This is a genomic window from Brachybacterium zhongshanense, assembly GCF_055385755.1.
The window spans coordinates 47,425-62,241 of the sequence record NZ_AP043790.1 but is presented as its reverse complement, the minus strand read 5'-3'; the positions used below and the strand labels follow the sequence as shown (position 1 = coordinate 62,241).

Here is a 14,817-nt window from a genome sequence, read left to right as displayed (position 1 = left end):
GGTGACGTCCGAGGCGCCTGCATGATGGCCCTCCCGGGATAGACCTGTCCCGGGGCGATGCGCAGAGCGCGGGGCGCCGACCGCACGCACGACGCCGTGCGCACCGAAGTGCCACCGACGTCGAGCTGGCCGACGCCGCATCTCCTCCCATCCGGACTTTTACCGTCGGTCCTGGAATTCCACCAGGTCAACCGACTCCCGAAGGAGCCGGGTCGCGGACTGTCACCGCCGGTTCAGACTTTCACTGACCCCGGAGAATGCGATTCATTCGTCCGCGAGCGTAGCACCGCCGCCCGGGAGCCCGTCGAGCAGTGGTCGGCGTGTGAACGCCGCGGGCCTGCCGGGGCTGGTGCGGAGGCCGGGGCTGGTGGGGATGCTGGAGCTCCTGGACCTGCGGGGGCGCTGGACCTGCGAGGCCGAAGGGTCTATCGGGAGCGACGGATGAGGCGCAGGAGGACATCGGTCTCGGCCTGGAGCGGAAGGGTGATGGTCTCCCGGGCGATCTGCACGTCGACCGCGTCGCCCTCTCGATCCAGCAGGCCACCGCCGACACCAGCAGCAGCCCCGGCAGCACCGGCAGCCCCGGCAGCATCGCCAGCACCAGCACCAGCACCAGTGCCGTCGGCGTCTCCATCCGGGTCCGCGGCCGACGATACGGCTGCCTGCTCCCCGCGCCGCGCCCGGACCCAGGTGGGGACGGCGTAGCGGGCGGCGGAGCAGGCGGAGCCGATGAGGGCGGCGGCGAGCCGGTGGTCGTTGTCGACCTCGACGCCGGCTGCCTCGAACTCGTCGAGGAGCTGCGTGAGCGCCTCGGAAGGCGGAAGCGCTTCGGACAGATGAGGATCCAGCGGCGGACGTCCCCAGAGCCCGGTCCAGCCCAGGAAGGCGACGGCGCGGTGGCGTCCGTGCAGCTCGACCTGGATCTCGGACCATGCGAGCAGACCGGCGCGTCGGCGCACCTCCTCCGCGCTCGGCCCCCGCACGTCAGCAGAGCCACCACCAGCACCGGTACCAGCACCAGCACCAGCACCAGCACCAGCACCAGCACCAGCGTGCCGCTCGGCGCCCTCGGCCCAGCTGGTCAGGGCAACCCAGCGGGACTGCCGGGCGAGGTCGCGGCGCCGACGCAGGATGATGACGGCGGCGGCGGCACCGAGGGCGGCGAGGACGGCGAGGATCCCGATGCCGAGGGCTCCGCGGAGGGCGTCGGTCGCTGCGGCGCCGGCGTCGATGCCGCCGTCCGAGCCTGCATCGGAGGCGTCGGAGGCGGCCTGCTCGTCCCCGTCCTCGGCGGCGGTGGTCTGCTCGTCCTCGGGGGCGGCGGTCTCCTCCTCGGGGGCCGCGGTCGGGGCGACGGCATCCTGCTGATCGTCCTCCGAGGTGTCGGAGGCATCGCGGGAGGGGGCGGAGACGCCGTTGCCGGCGGCGGCCGGGGTCGGCTCGAAGCGGACCCAGCCGTAGTCGGGTCCGAAGTAGACCTCTGGCCAGGCGTGGGCGTTGGAGGTGGAGACGACGTGCTCGCCGTCGCCGGCGACGGTGCCGGGGGTGAACCCGGTGACCACGCGAGTGGAGTAGCCCTGGGAGTTCATCATCAGCGCGAAGCTGACGGCGAACTGCTCGCAGTAGCCGATGCGGTCGGCGAGGAACGACTCGAGGGGGTCCTCGCCGCGAGGGGTGGAGACCGTCAGCGAGTAGTCGAAGTTCGTGCGGAAGTAGTCCTGGAAGGCGATGGCGGTGTCGTAGGCGGTGGTGGTGCCGTTCTGGGCGACGAGGTCGTCGGCGAGCTCGCTGGCGGCGTCGGGGACCTCGTCGGCGACGAGGTAGCCGACGTCCAGGGGCATGCCGACGGTCTCCGGCGCGACGGCGCGCAGCTGGTCGGCGGTGGCGGGGTTCTCCTCGGCGGTGACGGCGTAGGTGAGGGCGGCGGCCGAGGTCAGGCGGCCGGGAGATCCGTCGTCAGCCCCGGAACTTCCGTCAGCGCCGGAGTCCCCGTCGGCACCGGAGTCCCCGTCGGCCGCTGCGGCGCCGGTCAGATCGGGGTAGTCGGCCAGGGCGACCTGCCCGGAGGTCGCGTCGACGGAGAGGACGTCGGCGACGGCGGGGACGTCGCTGGAGATCGAGCGGAGGTCCTCGGGCACGGGCAGGCGCATCGACATCAGCTCGGTGATGGTCAGCTCGTAGTCGTCCAGCAGGGAGGAGTCGCCGCTGACGGCGAGGCCGTCCTGACGGGCGTCGGAGAAGCTGGTGGCGGGGAGGGTGGAGACGTCGTCCTCGCCCGGGGCGGAGAAGCTCTCCCCGTCGAAGCGGGTGAGCACGAGCATGCGCAGGTAGGACGGGGTCTCCGCGTCGGTGGTGTAGCGCAGCAGCTCGACGGGATCCTCCTGGAGGAGGGTGCGGCGCACCGAGGCGTCCTCGGAGATGCCGATGGAGCCGAGCTCCTGGCCGTCGGTGTTCCGCCAGGCGTTGACGACGTCGATGTCGAGGGAGACCCGGGTGGGCGCGATCTGCGGGAGGACCCCCGCGACGGGCAGCGCGAGCCCGGCCACCAGCAGCACCGCGCTGACGGTCGCGCCGATGGTGATCAGGGGGCGGGGCAGCGGCCCGGCCTGGGGGCGGGTCTCGCCGACCACGATCGCAGGGTCGGCGTGGACGGTGCGGATGACCAGCACCATGAGCCCGCCGAGGAGCGGGCCGACGACGGTCCACCAGGCTCCGCCGTCGGGCGCCTGCAGGGAGGGCACGAGCATGAACCCCATCAGCAGGATCCCGACGGGCGTGTGCCAGCCCATCTCGACCAGCATGAGATCCAGGGCGAGGGCGGCGACTGCGCTGATCAGCACCACGAGCACGCTGCCGCGGGCACCGATCGTGAGGGGCGCGAGCCCGGAGGCGAGCTCCCCGACGGCTGCGGTCACGATGCCCGGCTGGCGCCCGAGGATGCCGCTGACGTCGCCGAGGGAGACGAGGCCGTGCGCCAGCTCGGTGAGGAGGACGACGACCGCCACGGTCAGCGTCTGCACGGCGGCGACCAGCACGGGGCGCAGGCCGGCGAGCCGCAGCAGGGCGCCGACGGCGATGACGGGCACGGTCCCGGCGGCGACCAGCTCGAACCAGCTGGAGCCGGCGAGGATCTGCGACAGGGGCGCGGACGCCAGCAGCAGGGCCGCCATGAGGACCAGGCCGCGGGCGGCGGCCTGGGTGCGGGGCAGCGCGGGACGTCCCATCAGCGGGCTCATCGGAGCACCTGCTCCCCGGCCAGCGCGAGGAGGTCCTCGAGCTCGTCCTCGGCGGTGCCCTGGACGAGGGTCCAGGCCCCGCGCCGGCTCACGACCGGCGCCTCGGCCGACGGGTCCGGTGCGTCCGACGGGTCCTGCGCACTCGACCGGTCCTGCGCGTCCGACCGGTCCTGCGCGTCCGACGGGTCTTGCGCGGCGCGGATGGCGACGGCGGTGCGATGGGCGGCGCGGCCGGCGAAGCGGTCGAGCTCGAGGCCGTGGAAGGGGTCGCCGTCGTCGATCCCGAGGGCGATCGCGAGGGCCGTGTCGCCGGCGGCATGGTCGGGGCCGACGACGACGTCGGGGATCTCGTCGTCGAAGTCGACCTCGGCGAGGGCGAGCAGGGACCCGCGCAGACCGGCGGCGTCGGCCTCGCGGCCCACCGGCGAGGCGCCGTCCTGGGAGCGGCGGCGGGGCGCACGGGTGATCTCGTCGCCGGAGGCGTCCAGCACGCGCACCTCCCAGCCGTGGGTGCCGAGGCTCTCGAGCACGGAGGCGGCGTGCGCGATCACCCGGTCCTCGAGGTCGCGACGGGCCTCGGCAGCGTCGGCCGCGGCCCGTCCGGCCGCTCCCCGTCGGCCCGCACCGCCCCTGCCGCCCGTGCCGTCCCTGCCGCCCGTGCTCGCCGCGCCGCCCGGGTCGTCGGCCGCGCTGTCGACCGCTCCCCCGCGGCCGGTGTCCAGGACGATGACGGCGCTCTGGCCGGCGACCGGCTCGTCCTCGCGGGTCATGAGACGGCCGGTGCGGGCGCTGGCCTTCCAGTGGACGCGGCGGATCTCGTCGCCGGCGACATAGGGGCGGGCGATCGGCCCGATCTCGCCGACCCCGCCGACGAGCGCGTCGGCCCCGGCACGGCGGGAGATCCCGGCGGCCCGCACCGCGGGACCGGCGAGCGCCGTGACGGGCGGCAGACCGGTGACGCGCAGACCGTCGTCGGCCGTCCAGCGCAGATGGAACAGCCCCAGGACGTCCTGCACGACCAGCGAGTACGGGCCCAGCGGATGGGTTCCGCGGCGCTGGATGCGCAGGGCGTGGGGCATCTGCGCGCGCAGCGGGAGGTCGCCGGTGCCGCCGAGCTCCGTCGGCAGGTGCGCCCGCAGGACGCCGCGGCCCAGGGGCAGGTGCGCGAACAGGCTGCGGCGGTCCAGCTCGGCGTCGACATGGGCGGTGCCGCCGACGGGGACCGCATCGTCCTCGAGGCGCCTGCCGCCCCGCAGTCCGATCATCGCCAGCAGGATGCACACGGCCCCGATCAGCAGCATGAGCAGGAGCGCCGAGGCGAGGACCCGCGGCGGGACCAGGTCGGTGGTGTCGCCGAGGATCCACAGCATGATCGCGAGCACGGCGACGAGCACGCCGCGTCGCGTCGGCCGCAGCACCCGGCGCCGCCGCGGCGCAGGAGTCCGCCGGTCCGCCGGACTGCGACGGCCCGACGACCTGCGGCGGTTCGACGGATCGCGTCGGCGGAGCCTGCCCGGGCTCATGCCAGGCCCGTGGTGTCCAGGACCTGCTCGATGATCTCGCCGGAGCCCGCTCCGCGGGAGAGCGACTGCGGGGTCAGATGCAGACGATGCCGCCAGACCGGCATGATCACGGCGCGGATGTCGTCGGGGATCACGTGCGGGCGCCCCTCGAGCACCGCACGGGCCTTGGCGGCGCGCACCAGGTGCACGGCCGCGCGGGGCGAGGCACCGAGGGCGACCTGCTGGTGGGAGCGGGTGGCGTCGGCCAGGCGCACCACGTAGTCCAGCAGCTCAGGGGCCGCATAGACGCGGCGCACCTCCCGCACATGCCCGGCGATCTCCTCCGGCGTGGTGCGCGCGCGCAGGGCGCCGAGCACATCGCGCTCCCCGTCGGGCACGGAGCCGGACTGGACGGCGAGCATGCGCGCCTCCGCTGTGCGCACCGGGTATCCCATGGATGTCTGCGCGAGGAAGCGGTCGCGCTGCGCCTCGGGAAGACGGTAGGTGCCCTCCATCTCGACGGGGTTGGCGGTGGCTACGACCATGAACGGCTCGTCGAGCTCATAGGTGATGCCGTCGACGCTGACCTGCCGCTCCTCCATCGCCTCGAGCAGGGCGGACTGGGTCTTCGGGGAGGCGCGGTTGATCTCGTCGGCGAGCAGCACCTGGGTGAACACGGCGCCCTCGCGGAACTCGAACTGTCCGGTCGCCTGGTTGTAGATGCTCGCGCCGGTGACATCCCCGGGCAGGAGATCAGGGGTGAACTGGATGCGGTGACGAGAAGCACCCAGGGCCGCGGCGAGCGATTTGGCGAGCATCGTCTTGCCGACGCCGGGGATGTCCTCGATCAGCAGATGCCCTCCGGCGAGCAGCACCAGCAGCGCCAGACGGACCACCGGCTGCTTGCCCTCGACGACCGTGCCGATCTCGGTGCAGACGGCATCGGCGGTGGTCGCGATCTGCTCGGCCTCCTGCTCGTCGAGCGAGGTCAGCGCCGCGTTCCGGAAGGCGTCGGCATCACGCTCGGTGGCCCCGGCGACGCTCGAGCGGTGGGGCGGGGAGGCCTGCGCGCGGCGGCCGGTGCGTCCGGTGCGCGGGGCCCCGTACGGTGCGGATGGTGTGGTCCCGGCGGTCGTCGTCGGCCTCTCGGACCCCGCGTCCTGCTGATGCGCCATGTCGTGCTCCTCGCCCATCGGCACCGCGGGTCGTCATGCGACGTTCACCCTCGATGTGAACTGTGCGGCGGACAGCGCCGCCCGCCAGTACATAGAGTATGGCGGAGCATCGTCGACCAGAGGAGTCTCCGTGGCCCACCCCCGTCGTACGATCCCTGCGCGCCTCGGCGCGGGCGCGCTGCTCGCTGCGGCCGCCATCGGCGCCCCCGCGCTCGTCCTGGCCGGCCCCACGGCGCTCGTGGCACCTGTGGCCGCGGCGGCCGGCGACATCTGCGAGGCCCCGCACATCTCGGCCTCCCCCTCGACCGTCTCGCAGGGCGAGGGCACCACGATCTCCGGCACCTGCTTCGGCACCGAGCAGCGGATGAACGTGACGGTGCTCGTGGACGGCGCCCCGGGCGCGTACACGCAGACCGACTCCGACGGCAGCTTCGGCGTCTCCTACTCGACCTCCGCCCTCTCCGAGGGTTCGCACACCGTGACCGCGACGGTCGGCGGCCAGCCGGTCAGCGGCGCCAGCACAGAGCTCACCGTCACCGCGCCCGTCGAGCAGCCCACCGAGGAGCCGACCGAGGAACCCACGGAAGAGCCCACCGAGGAACCGACCGAAGAGCCCACCGAAGAGCCCACCGACGAGCCGACTGCGGAACCGACCGCGGAGCCGACTGCGGAGCCGACCGCGGAGCCCACCGAAGAACCCACGGAAGAGCCGACCGAGCAGCCGACGGACGAGCCCACCCAGGAACCCACCGAGGGGCCGACGGACGATCCCACGGACGTGCCGACGGAGGAGCCCACCGGGTCCGACGACGGGGCCGGGTCAGGAGAGACGGGCACAGGCAGCACCGACGGCACCGGCACGGACGACGGTGCGGACGAGGGCACGGACGGCTCGACGACGGGGTCGGACGAGACCGGCGGCACCACAGAGCCGGCGGACGACGGCGACGGCTCCGGGACGGCGACGCAGACCACCGGCACCGGCACGGAGGCCAGCGGCACCGGTTCCGACGACGGCCCGCCGGATGCGGGCACGGGCTCGGAGGACAGCTCGGGGCAGGGCACGGATGACGGCTCGGCCGACGGCGTGCAGGACCCCGATCAGGCCGGGGCCGATGCCGCCGTGGACGCTGTCCGAGGCGCTCTCGCTGCGCTGAGCGGCCAGGACGGCACGGAGACGTCAGGGAGCGCGACGGTCGACGGCGCCGAGGACGGCTCCGACGGCGAGCTCGCGAACACCGGTGCGGAGATCATCGCGGGTGCAGTGGCCGGGATCGTGCTGATCGGTGCGGGCGCGGCCCTCGTCTGGACGCAGCGTCGCCGTCGCCGCTGAGACGCCGACTCCGCTGACCCGCCGGACAGCACTTCAGCTGCCGTGCAGCGCGTCCGCAGGGCAGTGCGTCAGCTGTCGCTGCGGGCCTCGAGGACGCGACGGATGATCTCGTCGTAGACGTCCTGGGTGTAGTGGAAGGGCGCGAGCCCCCAGCGATGGTCGGGGTCGGCGAGCACGCCCAGGGGCTGCAGCTCCAGCAGCTGGAAGCCGAGCTCCCGCAGCAGCTCGAAGTAGCGCCGGTAGGACTCGTTGGCCTGGACCGCCGTGGTGCCCATGCTGCCGGGCGTCTCCCGGCCGTCCGCCGTGACCAATGCCCACGGCACCTGCAGCACGACCGTGGCCTCGAACAGTCCCAGCTTCACGAGGGCGTCGCGCAGCGCGGTCGCGCGGGGCGCCCACAGCTCGAAGTGCTCGTCGGTGCCGAAGGGGATGTGGCGCGCCCCGTCGACGGTCTCGAGGACCTCCGGGACGGCCATCAGGTCGATGCTGCGGGTGACGACGGTGCCGTCCTCGAAGACGTGCACTCCGTGGCGCTCATCGGTGAGGTCCCACAGCAGCAGGTCGGTGCGGTCGGCGACCGCGGCGAGCCGCTCGGTGAGGTCGCCCGCGAAGTCGGCCTCCATCATGCGCTTCTGGAAGCGGTGCGCGACCTGGGCGTCTTCGGGGAAGCGTCCCGAGGCGTCGGTGTCCGCGGAGATGAGGGACTGCCGGGCGATGTAGTCGGTGACGACCAGCCGGTCCCGCCCTGCCAGATCCACGGCGTCGCGGGCGACACAGCTCCCGTACACGGTCACGCGCAACGGCGTGCCGCTGCTTCCCGGTTCGCTCACGGACTTCCTTCTGATCTGCGGCTCGGGAGGCTCGGTGCGCAGACCGACGCATCGGTCCGAGGGTGCACGCTCCGGAATCCTCCCGGGATCCGGCCTCTGGGGTTCCGGACGACGGCAAGGTTACCCGCGCAGCCCCAGGTCGGCACGGGAGCGGAACCCCACTGGGCAGGACATCACATGGGCGCCTCCCGTGCCGGGCGCGGTGCCTTCTCCGTGCGGGGAGCCCGCTCAGCCCCGCTGCCGTGCTGCGGCGCCCGCCACGGGCCGACGGTCCACGACCTCCATGTCCACGCCGTAGAGCGCGGAGAGCGCCGAGACCTGGGCGTCGGTGACCGAGGGGTCGGCGAGGACGACGCGCGCGGCATCCGTGCGGGCGGCGACCGCGGCCCGGCGCACGAACAGGTCGAGGTCCCGCCATGTGCCGTCGGCTGCGACGACGAACCGTGCCCGCGGCGCTGAGCCGCCGGGCTCCAGGGCGCGCAGGCCGGCCTCGAGCAGGGGCTCGGGGCCGTCGGGCACGACGACGACCTCGACCTCCTCGCCGTCGGCGTCGACCGGGGACGAGGCATAGGTGACCTGCGTCGACGGTCTGAGGGAGGCGCCCAGCAGCGCGTAGGGCGCGGGGCTCTCCGTCGTGCACTCGAGGGCGTCGGGCATGGGGATCGGTGCCGCCGTCGGAAGAGGGGTGTCCCCGCCGGTGATCCGCACCGCGGGGAGATCCCCGGCGAGCATCCGCGGCCCGCCGTCGAAGGCGACGATCCGTGTGAGCGAGGTGGCCGGGTGCAGAGCAGGGTCCAGGCGCTGCGCGGGCCCCGTCGAGTACGAGATCGAGCTGGACGTGCGGGAGACGTCGGCGTCGGCGTCGCGCGTGAGGAGCTGGCGGAAGCGGGTGCCGCCGAGCTCGCCCTCGAGGTAGACGTTCGCGCCCTCGGGCAGTGCTCGCCCCGGCAGTGCAGCCTCCGGCAGGTCGCCGTCAGGACCGCCGTCGGCCGACGGGACGTCGAGCGTCGCCGTGAAGGAGACGCCGTCCTCGTGGACTGTCGCGGCCAGGTCCGTGCAGGTCAGCGGCAGCGGGTCGCGCTCCTCGGCGCGCTCCGCCGTCGGCCCGTCCGCGGCTCCGGAGACCGCGTCCACCATCGGCCCGTCCGCTGTCGGCCGATCCTCCGGGGCCCCGCCCGCGGCGAAGGCGCGGAGCATCGCGATGACCGTGGGCAGGGACTTCTTGGCGACGGCGGCGTGCTTGCCGTCGACGCGATGCTTCGTCAGGCCCGGCGCATCGCGGGTGTACTCGATCATCGAGAGGTTCGAGTCCTGGTCGCTGTCGGTGTAGAACCAGTCGATGCGTCGGCCCTCGGCGAGGTAGCCGCGCAGCAGCTCGCCCGGCTGCTCGGCGTCCCACAGCCGACGGTCCCGGTACAGCCCGTGGCGCAGGACCGGCTTCGCGCAGTAGTAGGGCAGGCTCATCTGCGGGACCACCAGCACCTGGCGGGCCTCGGGCAGGTCGCGGGCGGCGGTCGCCGCGATCGACGCTCCCTTGGACGCGCCGAACAGCAGCACATCATGCTCGGGGATCCGGTGGCGTCGCATGAGCTCGGTGATCGTCGCGGTGATCCGGTCGTGCAGCGGGGCGCCGGCGTTGTCGAACAGCATGTAGGTGCCGGCGACGCCGTAGCGGTCCTGGAAGCAGATCATGAGCGTGTCCGAGAGGTCCTCGGCGGTGAGGGCCTTGAGATAGCTGACCGCATAGGAGACGCGCGCGTTCTTCGGCGGGAACCCGGGGAAGGTGACGATCAGGCGGGACGGGTTCTCGGTGTTCCCCCGCACCGTGTAGTGCAGGCCCCTGTGCTGCTGGACGTGATAGCGGCGGTCGTAGGAGTCCTGCTCGGGGGTGGTGAATGCTCCGGGGCCGACGGCGATCTTGAACTTCGCACGGATGTCGAGCTCGAAGTCGGCGGGGTCGTCGGAGTCGACGACGATATTGCGGTACTCGAGCGGCTGCCCCTCCGGCGGAGCGGAGATCCGGTTGCCGTAGACGACCTCGCCGTTCTGCAGCAGACGGAACTCCCGGCCGATGAGCTTCTTCCAGCCGGTGATCGTCAGGCGCAGGTAGTGCTGACCCCGCGGGAGCGGCTGCGAGGCGAGCCGGCGCAGCATGTCCCCCTGTCCCCGCTCCTCGATCGCATGGCGCACGCCCTCGAGGGCGCCGCCGCTGACGACGGCCCGCGCGAGCGCCCGACAGGGACGGCTGTACAGCGCGTCGCGCGCGGCGGTGCGCGCGGTGTCGCGCAGCGGGGTGGGGAGAGATGGCACGAGTGGGGTTCCTTCCGACGGGCTGGGACACACTAACGCCGTCGGCGGAGCACGGCACCCCGGCACGAGGATCGTGCAGGCCGCGCCGGTGGGTTGCCGGTTCATCGTGAGGTAGCGCCTCAGAGCCCGCGCCGAGACGCTCCGGCGTCAGGGCCTGGTCGCGTGCTTCGCGATCAGTGCCATCATGCGCAACCGATCCAAGTGGCGCGGCAGGGGCATCACGGCGACCTGCTCACCGACCGGGCCCAGGCTGTACCAGCCGAACTCCAGGCCGCCCGGGCCTGCGTACTCCTCCAGCCACCGATCGAGCAGCGACCGCCGATCCCTGACGCGCAGCCCGTCCCCGTGATCGACGACCAGCGAGCCGAGGTGCGCCACGGCCTGCGAGACCGCCTGCTGCGAGATGCCCAGCACGCCCGCGATCTCTGCTTGCCGAGCCGGTCTCTTCGCCAGGAGCAGATATCGCTCGACGGCCCAGCGCCCCCAGGCCGGACGTCCAGGAGTCCCCCTTCGGGGGGATGCGTTGCGGTACAGGCACCTCTCGCTCGATGCCGGCATGGATGATCCGGGTCGGTTCCGCCGTGAGCACGTCGGCCTCTCCGCTCCTCGCACGGTCGAGGACCGCAGCAGTGGCAGTTCGTCCCACCAGGAGCGGCAGGGAGCGGACATCCCGGTGAGCGATGCTGCGGCGAAGGGTCCGGGAGTCCAGGCGCTCGGTGGCCGGCATGGGCGTCACCTCGAAGCGGGAGCCGTCGGGCGCGCCGAGCATCCAGGTACCGGTCATGGAGCCCTCGGTGATCGTGAAGTCGAGCTCCCGCAGCAGACTCACGGTGTCGATCACCATGCGTATCTCCCTACACATATCGTCCGAGAGATTGGGACATTGCTTGTTGGACACGTCTGTCATATTCATGACAGACGAGCGTGAACGATCTCAGATCGGGTAGTCGGCGACCTGGGTGACGGTCGCGATCGCGGTGCCGGAGGTGACGGACACGGACAGCCCTGTCGCTCTCATCGGGATGATGATCGGGCGTCGGAGGGTCTGCGCCCCTGTGCCCACCGTCCAGGTGACGGCGGTCGCGTCGGCCGTCGAGAGGGACACCGTGCCTGCAGCGGTCACGTCGAGGTCCACGATGATCTCGCGAGGCGCGCCCCGGGCCCACAGCGGCCGCGAGGTGAACGAGCGCACGCGCGTGACCGCTCCGCCCGGGCGGAGCCTCTGCGGGATCCGCATCGCGTTCAGCAGCGGCGCATATGCCGGTCGTGCTGGTCGGCCCTGGTCCGCGACGGACAGCCCGCCCATCGTCAGCACCTCCACGTCGCCGGCCTCGCGCTTCGACGCCACGTGCTCGAGGACCGCCGTGTACTCGGCGCTCGCGATCCTCCCGGGCTCGTCCAGCTGCGAGGGATGCAGGAAGAGGATCAGCGAGCCCTGCCCGGTGGCGATCAGGTCGTCGATCTCCGCTCTCACCGAGGAGAGCGACATGCGGTCGATCGACAGCTGCCTCCCGAGGATCGGCTGGTCCCCGCCGAGGGGGCCGGCGGTGCCGGGCATGTGCGAGCTGGAGACGGCATGGTGGCCCAGGATGAGCCGGCCGGCCATCGTGTCCCAGCGGGAGATGTCCTGGCCTGCGGAGAAGCCGGCGTAGTTCCCGGAGGGGACGCCGGGGATCACGAATCCCTCGATGGGGACGGTCGGGATCTTCGCCTGAAGGTCCGTCAGCCCCGTCGCGATCTCCCGCGTGAGCGCGTCCAGGGTCTCCGCAGCACCGTGGGTCTGCGAGTGGTTCCACACCTCGATGCCATGGTCCGTGGCCCACCTGGCGAGGTCCGCGGGGGTGACCCCCGCGGACTCCGACAGCCGCCACCGATTGTCGGCGGAGTTCATCGCCATCGCCCCGGGCAGGCCGAGGCGGACCAGATCCGGGAGGACCTTGTCGCGGAAGCTCACCAGACCGTGGTCCCAGCGCAGTGCGATCGCGGGCCGTCCGCCGGTGCCGATCGCTCCCCCGCGGCGGCGCCTGAAGACCGCCCGCCGCACGGCATGGGCATGCCCGAGATCCGTGACCGCGCCGGGGGCCGCGCCCTCCGGCTCCAGGCGATCGCCGCCCACCTTCCGCCACGCCATCCAGTCCCCGGTGGTGCTGCGCGTCTGCGTCTCCCAGGCGTAGTCCCTGCGGTGCGGCATGAAGCGGACGGCGGCGACGGGGGACCCGCTGGTGACGTGCTTGACGAGGATCCCCGGGGTCCTCTCCGGCAGGTTCGCGAGGAGCGCCGCGGAGACCGCGTTCGGGATGGTGTACTCATCGGCGGGGAGGGTGAAGACGTCATCGAGCCCGGCGGCGATGTCAGCGGCGAGCAGCACCCTTCCGGTCCGGCCGGCGTCGACGGTCGTGCTCGCGATCGCCCCCGTCGCCCGCAGCTCCTGGACCCCGGCGATGCTGATCGGCTCGCCGCCCTCGGCCTCCGGAACCATGACTCCGGATGGCCGCGCCTCCACCATGTGCGGTCTCTCCTCCTTCGGCGCATGGGCCTTCCGCCCGCTGCTTCCGCCCGCTGCGCCCGCGTCCTGCCCGCCTGCGGATCACGGATCACGGATCACAAATCACCGAACGCGGGCGAGATGTCCGCATTGTCGCGGATGCCCCTGACGTCCGACTCGGCGATTCCGCGGATTGCCAGGCGCGACGCAGGCCTCAGGCGGTGCGCTCCACGATCTGCCGCATCGCGGAGGCGGCATCCTCCGGGTCCCCCGCGAGGATCGCGCCGACGACTCGGCGGTGCAGGTCGAGGTCGTGCGGGTCCGGCGGGAGCCCGGCCCGATCGTGCACGGCGCGCGTGCGCAGCCCCTCGTCGATGACGGCTCCCAGGCGCATGAACACGCTGTTCCCGGAGAGCTCGAGGATCGCGGCGTGCACCGCACGGTCGACCTCGAGGAAGCTCTCCGCCTCGGCACCGGGCGGCACGTCGGCGAGCGCGCGGCCAGCGGACTCGAGGGCCGCGAGGCTCCTCCCCCGTGACTCCCCTGCTTGCTCGTCCGCTGCTCGCTCGCCCCCCGATCTCTCGACCCCTGCTCGTTCGTCCTGCGCACTGAGGTCGCGGACCGCCCTGGCTGCGGCGGCGGCCGCGGCGGGCTCGATGGCGTGGCGGAGGGCGCGCAGCTCGTCGGCGGCCGCGGCGGCATCCTCCTCGGGGCCGGCCATGCGCCAGCGGATGACGTGCGGGTCCAGCACGTCCCAGTGCTCGCGCGGGAGGACCCGCAGGCCGATGCGCCGCCCGGCGTGCAGCATCCCGAGCGTCCCGAGCACCCTGGTCACTTCGCGGACGACGCTGCGGGAGGCGCCGGTGCGCTCGACGAACCCCTCGACCGTGTCGATGTGCCCGGCTGGCAGCTCGCCGTCGACGATCGCGCGCCCCAGCTGCTCGAGAGCCCGCGCGAACGCCGTCGACCTGGGCCCACCCGTCGGCCCGGCCTCGCCCGTCGGCGCAGCCCCGCCCGTCGGCGCTGCCCCGCCCGTCGGCGCTGCCCCGCCCGACGGCGCAGCCCCACCCGTCGGCCCCGCGCTCATGCCTGGGAGACGGGCGAGACGACGAGCTCGTCGATGCGCACGTGCGGCGGGGAGTCGAGCACGAAGGCGACGGTGCGGGCGATGTCCTCGGGGGTGAGCATGACGGCGCGGGCCTCGGCGTCGGGCACCTCGGGCCGCTGCTCGAGGAAGTCTGTGGCGACATCGCCCGGGCACAGGTGGCAGGCGCGCACCCCGTGCGCCGCCTCCTGCTGGTTCAGGGTGCGCACGACCGATCCGACGGCGGTCTTGCTGGCCGAGTAGGCGACCCCGGCGCCCGGCTGGAACGACCAGCCCGCATAGGAGGAGATCGCGACGACGAGGTCGCGACGGCGGCGCAGGTGCGGCAGGGTCGCGTCGACGGCGATGGCCAGGGCCGTGAGGTTCGTGCCGATGATCGCCTCGACGTCATCCATGTCCTGGTCGTCCCAGCGTCGGCGCGGGGCGTTCAGCCCGGCGGCGAGGACGACGGCGTCGAGACCCCCGAAGCGCCCGACGATCTGCGCGACCGTCGCGGCCACGGCCTCGCGATCGCGGACGTCGAGCGGCAGGGCGAGGCCCGTCCCGCCGCCGGCCGCGATCTCGTCGACGACCTGATCGAGCGCCTCGCGGCGCCGCCCGCTGACGACGACCCTCCAGCCCGCACGGGCTGCGGCCAGTGCGCTCGCGCGCCCCATCCCGCTGCCGCCGCCGGTGATCCAGAGCGTGCGCGGGGACGGGTCCCGGCGAGGCTCCGGAACGCGGGACCGCTGAGCTGCGGGCCGCTGAGCTGCGGGCTGATGGGTACGGGGCTGCGGGGCGGCGGCATCCATGACCGCAATAGTATGCTTTTTGGAGGCGTCGATCGAGGACGGCCGACGAC

General features: G+C 73.2%; 10 protein-coding genes and 1 riboswitch. Of the genes, 1 reads left to right on the top strand and 9 read right to left on the bottom strand.

The annotated features are described in order from the left end of the window. Positions 1–135: 135 nt before the first annotated feature. Positions 136–263: riboswitch (FMN riboswitch) on the bottom strand. A 162-nt stretch (positions 264–425) separates the two neighbouring features. The 3 genes from ACZ5AJ_RS00225 to ACZ5AJ_RS00215 form a co-directional block, all read right to left on the bottom strand. After that, entirely contained in the window at positions 426–3,224 is a 2,799-nt protein-coding gene (locus tag ACZ5AJ_RS00225; protein WP_464136113.1) for a transglutaminase TgpA family protein, read from the bottom strand. An 8-nt stretch (positions 3,225–3,232) separates the two neighbouring features. Further along, the gene (locus ACZ5AJ_RS00220; RefSeq protein WP_464136112.1) at positions 3,233–4,630 is read right to left on the bottom strand and encodes a DUF58 domain-containing protein; all 1,398 of its coding nucleotides are present in this window, start codon (positions 4,628–4,630) and stop codon (positions 3,233–3,235) included. A 125-nt stretch (positions 4,631–4,755) separates the two neighbouring features. Beyond that, the gene (locus tag ACZ5AJ_RS00215) at positions 4,756–5,913 is read right to left on the bottom strand and encodes an AAA family ATPase (RefSeq protein WP_464136111.1); all 1,158 of its coding nucleotides are present in this window, start codon (positions 5,911–5,913) and stop codon (positions 4,756–4,758) included. A gap of 130 nt (positions 5,914–6,043) precedes the next feature. Between ACZ5AJ_RS00215 and ACZ5AJ_RS00210 the strand changes: the two genes are divergently transcribed. Beyond that, positions 6,044–7,246, top strand: a complete 1,203-nt coding sequence (locus ACZ5AJ_RS00210) for an Ig-like domain-containing protein (protein WP_464136110.1) — start codon at positions 6,044–6,046, stop codon at positions 7,244–7,246. Positions 7,247–7,314: 68 nt separating this feature from the next. Here ACZ5AJ_RS00210 and ACZ5AJ_RS00205 read toward each other — a convergent pair whose 3' ends face one another. From ACZ5AJ_RS00205 to ACZ5AJ_RS00180, 6 genes are all read right to left on the bottom strand, one after another. Next, positions 7,315–8,076, bottom strand: a complete 762-nt coding sequence (locus tag ACZ5AJ_RS00205) for a DUF6270 domain-containing protein (protein ID WP_464136109.1) — start codon at positions 8,074–8,076, stop codon at positions 7,315–7,317. Positions 8,077–8,304: 228 nt separating this feature from the next. Beyond that, a complete protein-coding gene (locus ACZ5AJ_RS00200; RefSeq protein ID WP_464136108.1) occupies positions 8,305–10,386 on the bottom strand; it encodes a hypothetical protein in 2,082 nt (693 codons plus the stop codon). Positions 10,387–10,533: 147 nt separating this feature from the next. Continuing rightward, positions 10,534–10,800 carry a hypothetical protein gene (locus ACZ5AJ_RS00195; RefSeq protein WP_464136107.1) on the bottom strand — a complete coding sequence of 89 codons (267 nt, stop codon included), beginning with the start codon at positions 10,798–10,800 and terminating at the stop codon, positions 10,534–10,536. Between the two features lie 520 nt (positions 10,801–11,320). Then, positions 11,321–12,892, bottom strand: coding sequence for a polysaccharide deacetylase family protein (locus ACZ5AJ_RS00190; protein ID WP_464136106.1), 1,572 nt, complete (start codon positions 12,890–12,892; stop codon positions 11,321–11,323). A 193-nt stretch (positions 12,893–13,085) separates the two neighbouring features. Beyond that, positions 13,086–13,958 carry a FadR/GntR family transcriptional regulator gene (locus ACZ5AJ_RS00185; protein WP_464136105.1) on the bottom strand — a complete coding sequence of 291 codons (873 nt, stop codon included), beginning with the start codon at positions 13,956–13,958 and terminating at the stop codon, positions 13,086–13,088. Next, a complete protein-coding gene (locus ACZ5AJ_RS00180) occupies positions 13,955–14,767 on the bottom strand; it encodes an SDR family oxidoreductase (protein ID WP_464136104.1) in 813 nt (270 codons plus the stop codon). The genes ACZ5AJ_RS00185 and ACZ5AJ_RS00180 overlap by 4 nt, the downstream gene beginning before the upstream one ends. Positions 14,768–14,817 lie beyond the last annotated feature (50 nt).